Raw genomic sequence first — 9127 nt, forward strand, 5'->3', positions numbered from 1 at the left:
TTCAGGTAGCCGAGTCAGGAAGACATGAAAACATTACTGCGTCTGTTGAAGAGTTTCTGGATTCTCCTGCCACTGCTGTGGCTGGTGAGCCTGTTGATCTGCTGGCTGGTTGCACCGCTGGTGCCCTGGCTGCGCCATCACGTGCCCGAAGCGCTGGCGATCATCAGCGCCTGTTTCCTGTTGGTGATCGTGCTGCGCCAGTACCAGCGCATCCGCGCCGAGCATAACCTGGAAAACCTGCTGCAGATCGAGGTGGACCGTTCGTTGAACGCTGCGGGCGAGTTTCGCGACCAGCAGGTGCTGCGCGAGCGCCTCAAGCACGCCATCGCCATGCTGCGCACCGACCGCTCGGCCGGTGGCGGTGGCAAGGCGGCGCTGTCCGACCTGCCGTGGTATCTGGTGGTCGGCATGTCGGCCGCTGGCAAGACCTCGCTGCTGACCCATTCGGGGCTGTCGGCGAGCATCGCCACGGCCAACGACAGCGAAAGCGGCACCCAGCACTGTGACTGGTACTTCAGCCCTGACGCCGTGATGATCGACACCGCCGGCCGCTACCTGCGCGACGACCAGTCGGCGAGCGAGTTTTCGGCGTTCCTGCGCATGTTGCGCAAGCAGCGGGGCAAGGCCGCGATCAACGGCCTGGTGCTGGTGGTCAGCCTGCCCGAACTGCTGGCCGCCAACAGCGATGAACGCAATGCCCTGGCTGCCCAGTTGGTAGCGCGGGTGGAAGAATACGCAGAGTGCCTGGGCGCCAACCCGCCGGTCTACCTCATGCTGACCAAGACCGACCAGTTGCCGGGCTTCAACCAGGCGTTCGACGGCCTTGACCTGCACCAACGCCAGCAGCCGCTGGGCATGACTTTCGGCCTGTCCGAAATTCGCAACAACGGCCTGCACGCCGTGCTGCAAGCGCGCCTGAAGAACCTGCAGGGTCACATTCGTCAGCACGTCGACGCACAGATGATCGCCCTCGGTGCCGAGGCCGACAGCACCCTGCTGAACTTCCCGCAGTACTTCGCCGCCCTCAGCGGTGTGCTCGAACAGTTCCTCGAACACTTCACCCGTGGCCAGCATGGCGGCGCCCCGCTGCTGCTGCGCGGCCTGTATTTCACCAGTGCGTTGCAGACCGACCAGCAGCTGGGGCGGGTCTATGAAGATGCCGTCGCCGACGAGTTCGCCCTCAAGGCTGCGTATGACGAAGGCGCTGCAACCGTTGGCAAGGCCGTGGGCAACCGCAGCTACTTCATCACCGACACCTTCCGCCGGGTAATCTTCCCCGACCGTGACTTGACCCTGTTCCAGTCGCGCATGGGCCGCCAGGCTGCCTTCAGCCCGCTGCTGCTGGGCCTGGCCGCCGTCACCGGGGTGCTGTTCATCGGCTGGCAGGCGCTGTCGTTCGCCAACAACCGTCAGTGGCTGGACAGCCTGCGCGGGCAACTGGCGCAAATCGAGCAGGCAGCAGACCGTGAGCAGTTGCTGGCCGCCGGCAAGGGCCTGGAAGTGCTGCGCGAACAGATGGCCACCGTCGAGGCCCATCGCCTGCAAGGTGTACCGCTGCAACTGGGCGCCGGCCTGTACCACGGCGAGGCAATCCACCAGGTGGCCCGCACCGCCTACCTGACGCAACTGCGCAGCCAGGCCCTGGAACCCATCGCCCGCAGCCTGCAAGTGCAGATGCGCGCCTTCAACACCTTCGCCAGCGGCATCAACCAGGCACTGGAGTTCACCCCGGCGCCGCAGCCGAAGAAGCGCAATGGCAAGCCATTGGCACCGGCTGTCGCCGCCAGGGCACAGGCTGCGCTGGGCAATACCCGCGTCGGCGCCTACGCCGCCAAGGTCAACCTGGCCACCGCTAGCGATGCTGCGCAAGTGTCGGCCACCACTGGCGGCCTGTCGCTGTCCGAGGAGATGCTCGGACGCCTTGACGAGCAGCAAGTGGCGTCGATCATCGATGCCTACAACACCCTCAAGCTGTACCTGCTGCTGACCGAGCCCCAGGCTCACCCGGATCCGGCGTTCGTCGCTGCCAACCTGCCCCAGGCCTGGGCCACCGCTGCCGGTGAAGGTACCCCGGCCGATGCCGGTGTGATCGAGGAGAACGCCCCGCTGTATGTGCAGCTGCTGGAACAGGGCGAGGCACCGTCGTTGCCACGTAACGAACAGCTGATCAACGAAACCCGGGAAAACCTCAAGTCGTTCATGATCTCCAGCTCGCTGGTCGATCGCGAATACCTGCGCCTGCAGCTTGAATCGAGCCGCCAGTTCCCAGTGCTGAGCCTCAACGACCTGGTGCCACAACCGGGCCGCGCACTGCTGTACGGCTCCGCTGGCGTACCGGCGATCTACACTCGCCAAGGCTGGGACACCTTCGTCAAGCCCGAGCTGATCAAGCTGGTGTCGGGCAACCTGCGCAACGAGTCGGACTGGGTTCTGGATGGCGAAGGTGGCGACGCCATCGTGCAGAAGGCCAACTTCGTTCGCGAGTTCATGACCCGCTACAAGCGCGACTACACCCAGGCCTGGTACAAGATGGTCAGCAGTGTCGGCGTGCGCCCCTTCGCCGACCTGGCCTCGGCCACCCAACAGCTGGGCCTGCTCAGCGACGTGCAGAACTCGCCAGTCAAGAACCTGCTGGCGGCGGTCAATGACAACACCCAGTGGGACCTGCCGGTCAAGGCTGCCATCCCGACTCCGGGTGCCGCCCGCGAGGACGGTTTCTGGAGCAAGGTCACCGGCCTGCTCGACAACAAAGACGCCCTCCCCGTCAACGTCGCACCCGCCCTGCCGGCGGTCGATGACGGCAGCCTGGCCAAGCGCTTCGAGCCCGTGGCGCGGGTGTTCGCCGAGAACAACGCCGAGGGTGCCGACAGCACCATCATGGACCGTTACCTGGCCGCACTGCGCAAGCTGAAGGTCCGCATGAACAACATCCAGCGCTCGCAGGATGTCGGCAAGAGCAGCAAGCAGCTGATCAGCGAAACCCTCGAGGGCCAGCCAAGCGAAGTGACCACCGTGCGCAATTATGTCGAGAGCAGCGTCGATACCAGCCAGGACGGCCTGTCGCGCTCGCTGCAGGGGCTGTTCAGCCTGCCGATCCAGTACGCCTGGGCGACGCTGCGTGACCCGGCGGGACAGCAGATCGCCAAAGCCTGGGCGCAGCAGATCGCCAAGCCGTGGGAACAGGTCATGGCGCACCGCTACCCGATTGCCGGCGGTAGCCGCAACGAGGCGTCGGTGAAAGACCTGCAGCGTTTTGTCGACCCCGACAGCGGCCTGCTGCCGGCCTTCAAACGCAACGAAATCGGCAACCTGGCCGGTGGCGAAGGCCTGGGCGTGGGCGATGGCAAGGCACCGGCGCTGGTCAGGCCGGGCATGCTCAACAGCATCGACAAGGCCAGCTCGGTGGGCCAGGTGATCGCCAGCCTGTCAGACCGTGACAACGGTTTCGAGATCATGCTCGAACCTTCGGCCAGCTTTACCGACATCGTGTTCACCCTCGATGGCCAGGAGCAGCACTACCGCAACGGCCGCAGCAGCTGGAACCGCTTTGCCTGGCCTGGCACCAGCAATGCCCCGGGCGCGCGCCTGGACGTGGTCACCCTGAGCGGCGCACGGGTCACCGTGTTCGACTTCCCTGGGCGCTGGGGCCTGCTGCGCATGAACGAAAGCGCCCGGGTCGAAGACCTCGACGGTATCCAGCAGCGCTTCAGCTGGAACACCGCCAACGGCCGCGTGAGCCTGCTGGTGCGCAACTTCGGCGGGGTCAAGCTGACCGACCTGGGTGACGTCAAGGCCCTCAGCGCCCTTAACGACAGGGGCGCGCAATGATCGGTTGCTTCGGCAAGCTCCCGTCGAGCGCGGACTTCGTCAGCATGCATGGCGCGGCGGAGGAAGTCTGCGAGTTCGACGCCTGGCTGCAGTCCTCGCTGGCGGCCATGCGCCACCGCGAAGACTGGCAGGCGTTGTTCGACGCATTGCCGAGGTGCTTCTTCTACTACCGTGCACGCAACGGCAACTGGCTGCTCGGTGGCCTGCTCAGCTCGCGTGACGCCAGCCAGCGGCGCTATCCGTTCTTCATCTTCCAGCTGCTCAAGGGCGAGGAAGGTACGGCGCTGCTCAATCCGTTCACCCTGGGTGAGCTGTTCAGCGCGCAGATCAAGCCATTGCTGCAGCAGGCGGTGCAAGGTGCCGACAGCGCCGGCCTGTTCGAGCGGATCAAGGCCCTGCGCCCGCTGCAGTCCCAGGACCTCGACCTGTTCCGCCGGGTGCACGCCAAGTTCCTGCACGACTTCAGCTTTGCCGATGTCGCCCGCGCCTTGCACGGTTCCTGGCCAAACTTCGACGGCGCCACGGCGCTGGCGCGGCTGCAGGCCAGCCGCACCGCGCTGCATGCAGACTTCGACGGCGGCCTCGAACTGCCGCTGCCGGCCGAGCGCGGCCTGAAAAACCCCACGGCCGATCTCTGGCTGACCTGGCTGACGCGCATGAGCGGCCACCCGAGCGTGCCTGCGGTGAGCCTGCTGGCCGACGACTTCATGCACCCGCGGCTGTATTGCTTCCCGTCGCGCCACGCCAGCAGCGCTTATCGCCTGCTCAGCGGCTGCGCCGACGCGCATCAGCACCTGGCGATGCTTGGCCCGCTGGCAGCGGCACCGCGCAAACACGACTATGACCGACCTCTTGAACACGTCATCGACCAGTTCGTCGATGCGCTGGATGCGACGCCCGTATGAACAAGATCAAGTACTACTGCCTGCGTTACCAACCCTACCTGCTGGGGGTCGGGTTCTTCCTGGCGATCTTCCTGGTCTGGGCCATCGGCCGCGCCCTGGGCTTCGCCTCGCTGCACAGCCTGCTGGCGGGTATCGGCGTTTTCATGATGCTGTCGGCGGGCTATGTACTGCTGCTGTACCGGGGTGCCGGCCAGCACCACAACCTCGAAGGCCTGCTGCGCGACGACGCCGACCAGGCCGTGCTCAATGCCACCCCGGCCGACCGTGAGGAAATCAGCCTGCTGCGCCAGCGCCTGCTGCAGAGCATCGAGCGCCTGCACAGCAACAAGCCGCGTGGCACCGCCGCCAAGGATGCGCTGTATAGCCTTCCCTGGTACCTGGTAATCGGCCAGCCGGCCGCAGGCAAAAGCACCATGATTCTGCAGTCGGGCCTGAACTTCCCCTATGCCGAGCGCGAAGGTGCACGGGTTTCGGGCCTGGGTGGCACCCGAAACTGCGACTGGTTCTTCAGCTCCGAAGCGGTACTGCTGGACACCGCAGGGCGTTACATGAACAGCCCCGAAGAAGCCGGCAAGTGGCGCGGCTTCCTGCAACTGCTGCGTCAACATCGCCAGCGCCGCCCGCTCAATGGCCTGATCGTCAGCGTCAGCATCGCCGACATCCTGCACGGTTCGGCCGAAGACCAGGAGCGCGTGGCAAAGCGCCTGCGCGAACGCATTCAAGAAAGCTGCTCACTGCTGGAAGTGCGCCTGCCGATCTACCTGGTGTTCACCAAGTGCGACCTGATCCCTGGCTTCACCCCGTTCTACCGCCAGCTGGACGATGCCGCACGCGGCGAAGTGATGGGCAAGACCTTCTCGCACAAGGGTTACGAGCAGGCCGATTGGGGCCAGCGCTTCGGCAAGGCGATGGACGAGCTGACCGGTTACTGGCAGCAAGTGGCAAGCCAGCAGCTGGTGCAGCAGGACATCCAGGTGACCCGGCAGAATGACGCCGCCTACCGCTTCCCACTGGAGCTGGCTGCGCTCAAGCCGCGCCTGCAACGGTTCGTCGACAGCCTGCTGCGAGCCAACCCTTACCAGAATGCGGAAATGCTCCGCGGCTTCTATTTCACCGCGGCGCTGGAGGCTGACGAAGCCCGCTGGGGCAGCCACGGCCAGCAGGTGGCCGAACGTTTTGCCCTGGAACATGACGCCGACGCCGCTGGTACCGGCAGCCACCCCGCGCCGCTGTTCATCAACAGCCTGTTCCGCAAGGTGATCATCCCCGACCAGCACTTGGTGGCGCTGTACACCAGCAACCATCGCGAACGCCGGCGCAAGGCCGCCTGGGTGGGCGCTGCCAGCCTGGCGGGCCTGCTGCTGTGCAGCCTGTGGGGCTGGTCGTACCTGAACAACCGCGCCACTTTGGCGAGCATCTCCGGCGAACTGGCCCAGGCCAAGGCCGAAGACAAGGCTGCCAGCGGCCAATACACCGCTTGGCGCAGCCTTGACCGCCTGCGTTTCTGGACTGCGCACTACTACCAGCAGCACCACGAACAGGGCGTGCCCCTGGGCATGCGTCTGGGGCTGTACCACGGCCATGAGGTGGAGCCGATCCTGCGCACACGCTACTTCGCCACCCTGCAGAACGTGATGCTCAAGCCCACGGCCGACAACCTCACCCGCACCCTGTACCTGCTGACCACGCTCAAGGTCTACCAGCGCAACGCCCGTGAGCTGCAGCCGGTGAGCGGGGTCGACAGCGTCCAGGTCGAAGCGCTGCCGCATGACAACCGCGCCCAGTCGATCGCCGACTTCGGCAAGGCGACCCTGGACACCTACGTGATGCTGTCGCCAGCCCAGCGCGAGAAGGCCGACCCGGCGTTCCTCAAGGCACGGCTGCCGGACTACTGGTACCCGGCCATTGCCCGCCAGACTGGCAAGAGCATGGCGGCGTCCGGCAGCGAGGGCGGCAACCAGGACTACCTGTACGCCAGCCGCCAGATCGACTTCTACAGCGACCAGATCCGTGAGCCAGACGTGCCACGCATCCTCGACAACGCCTTCCTGATGTCCAGTTCGCGCAACTACATCGACAGCCTGCGCGCCCAGTCGCTGCGATCGATCGAGACCATCACGCTGGAGTCCGACACGCTGTTCGCCTTTGGCCGCGCCGACTTCCAGAGCCTGAAGAACGAAGGCCAGAACCAGCTGAGCGCCATCGCCAGCAAACTGCTCAATACCCCCAACATCGGCAAGATCGTCATTTCTGGCCACGCCGACCAGCTCGGTGACAGCCAGGGCAACCTGCAGGTGTCCAGGCAACGGGCACAGACCATCCGCACCTACCTGGTCGGCAAGGGCGTGCCCGCCGAGCTGGTGGTCGCCCAGGGTGAAGGCAGCCGCAAGCCGCTGGTCAACTGCGACATGCAACAGCCACGGGCGCAGCTGATCAAGTGCCTGGAGCCCAACCGAAGGGTGGAAATCGAAGTGCGCGGGCTCAACTGAGGCCGCGTCGCAAGAACCGGCCACCCGGGCCTCACAGGAGGAGGCCCGGAGGGCGGCAAGCTACCTCTGCCGACGTGTTCGGCGAGGTCAAAACCAAGGGGTGCATGAGCAACCCTTCAAATGATGTTAATGGAGAGTTTCACAATGGCTTTTGACGCGTATATCCAAATCGACGGCATCCCAGGCGAAGTACTGGACGACAAGCACAAGGACTGGATCGAAGTGCTGGGCTACGAGTACGGCGCCACCCAGGCCACCTCGGCGACCGCCAGCTCCTCGGGCGGTGCGTCCTCCGAGCGTGTTGCCCTGAGCGACTTCAAGATCCGCAAGGCAGTCGACAAGGCTTCGGCCAAGCTGTTCGAACACTGCTGCACCGGCAAGCACATCGCCAAGCTGAAGCTGAACGTCAACCGTGCCGGTGGCGACAAGGTCACCTACCTGACCATCGACATGGAAGAAGTCGTGGTGTCGTCGGTCAAGTTCGTCGCCGGTGGCAACCAGAACGGTGAAGACAAGTCGGTGAGCGACCTGCCGGTCGAAGAGATCAGCTTCAACTTCGCCCGCATCAAGACCACCTACACCCAGCAGAACCGCACCGACGGCCAGGCTGGCGGCAACATTGTCGGTGGCTGGGACCGCACCAAGAACAAAGTGTTCGCCTAAGTACTTGCTTGCCCATGGGCCGCGCAGGCGGCCCATGTTCCGCAGCGTGCCGGCTGGCCCGGCGCGCTGCTTCCCTCCCCTGACCAGAGTGTTTTATGCCTGAAATCCTCAATGACCTTTCGCTGGCCGAGCTGGCCGCACCGATCGACGGTGGCAGTGGCGAAGACTTGAGCTTCTCCGCCTTGTTCGACCAGATCAAGGAGGCGCGCCGGGCAGACCCTGACTACCTGACCCAGGGCGACTGGCAGACCGACCTGAAAACCGCCGACTGGGAACAGGTCATCGCCCTTTCGGCCCAGGGGCTGGCGCAACAGAGCAAGGACCTGATGCTGGTCGCCTGGCTCTGTGAAGGCCTGGCCCAACGCGAGCATTTCGAAGGCATCAGTTTCGGCCTGGAGCTGACAGAACGCATCCTCGACACGTTTTGGGACAGCGTCTATCCGTCGCTCGAAGACGGCCTGGAGGAGCGCGCCGCGCGACTTTCCTGGCTCAAGACCACGCTCACCGACATTGCCGGTGGCTTGCCCATTACCCAGGGGCAGAATTTTGGCGTGCTGCGCTATGACGAATCACGCCATGTAGAAAACCTCGCCTTGCAGAACCCCAAGGCGATGCAGACCGCGCTGAACGAAGGCAAGATCAACGCCGAGATCTTCCAGCGCTCGGTCGCCCTCAGCGATACCGAGCACTTGCGCGCCAAGGCCTTGCAGATTGCCGCCAGCCTGCAGGCCTGCAACCGCCTGCAGGCCAGCACCGACCGCCTGTTCGGCCACGAAGCCCCAAGCTTCGCCAGCCTAGCCGACATGCTGTCGCGTGCCAGCCAGCTGGCGGAAAAACTGCTCAAGGACCGCGGCGTCGAACTGCACCCGGTTGTCACCCCGGCCGCAGAACCCGTCGCCACCGTTGCCCCCTCCAGCGAAGCAGGTGAACCGATGAACACGCCCGTCCAGGCCACCGCGCCTGCGCCCATGCGCACCACGCCCCTGACCCGCGACGAGGCCTTCACCATGCTCGCGGGCATTGCCCAGTTCTTCAAGCAGAGCGAGCCGCAAAGCCCGGTGCCCTACCTGATAGAACGCGCCATCAAGTGGGGCAACATGCCGCTGGAAGGCTGGCTGAGCGACGTGATCAAGGACAGCAATGTGGTGGACAACATCCGCGATGTGCTTGGCACCCGCGAGCCAAGGTCCTGATCCTGTGCAAGGCTTACGGGCCTCTTCGCGGGCAAGCCCGCTCCCAGTC

The 9127-nt window shown here is 64.9% G+C and carries 5 protein-coding genes; all 5 read left to right on the forward strand.

Annotation, left to right across the window (positions count from 1 at the left end):
- Positions 1–24 precede the first annotated feature (24 nt).
- The 5 genes from APH33_RS20285 to tssA all read left to right on the forward strand — a co-directional run bounded on the left by APH33_RS20285 (position 25) and on the right by tssA (position 9078).
- Positions 25–3828 carry a type VI secretion protein IcmF/TssM N-terminal domain-containing protein gene (locus tag APH33_RS20285; RefSeq protein ID WP_054886872.1) on the forward strand — a complete coding sequence of 1268 codons (3804 nt, stop codon included), beginning with the start codon at positions 25–27 and terminating at the stop codon, positions 3826–3828.
- On the forward strand, positions 3825–4733 hold the full coding sequence (tagF, locus tag APH33_RS20290) for a type VI secretion system-associated protein TagF (protein WP_054886873.1): 909 nt from the start codon (positions 3825–3827) through the stop codon (positions 4731–4733). Before APH33_RS20285 ends, tagF begins: the two co-directional genes overlap by 4 nt.
- Positions 4730–7222, forward strand: a complete 2493-nt coding sequence (tssM, locus tag APH33_RS20295; RefSeq protein ID WP_054886874.1) for a type VI secretion system membrane subunit TssM — start codon at positions 4730–4732, stop codon at positions 7220–7222. Before tagF ends, tssM begins: the two co-directional genes overlap by 4 nt.
- 144 nt (positions 7223–7366) lie before the next feature.
- Positions 7367–7885, forward strand: coding sequence for a type VI secretion system tube protein Hcp (locus tag APH33_RS20300; protein ID WP_054886875.1), 519 nt, complete (start codon positions 7367–7369; stop codon positions 7883–7885).
- A gap of 95 nt (positions 7886–7980) precedes the next feature.
- Positions 7981–9078 (forward strand): type VI secretion system protein TssA, encoded by a 1098-nt coding sequence (gene tssA / locus APH33_RS20305; protein WP_054886876.1) that lies wholly within the window; start codon positions 7981–7983, stop codon positions 9076–9078.
- Positions 9079–9127: the final 49 nt, after the last annotated feature.

The organism is Pseudomonas sp. NBRC 111130 (assembly GCF_001320485.1).
Taxonomy (GTDB): Bacteria; Pseudomonadota; Gammaproteobacteria; order Pseudomonadales; family Pseudomonadaceae; genus Aquipseudomonas; species Aquipseudomonas vlassakiae.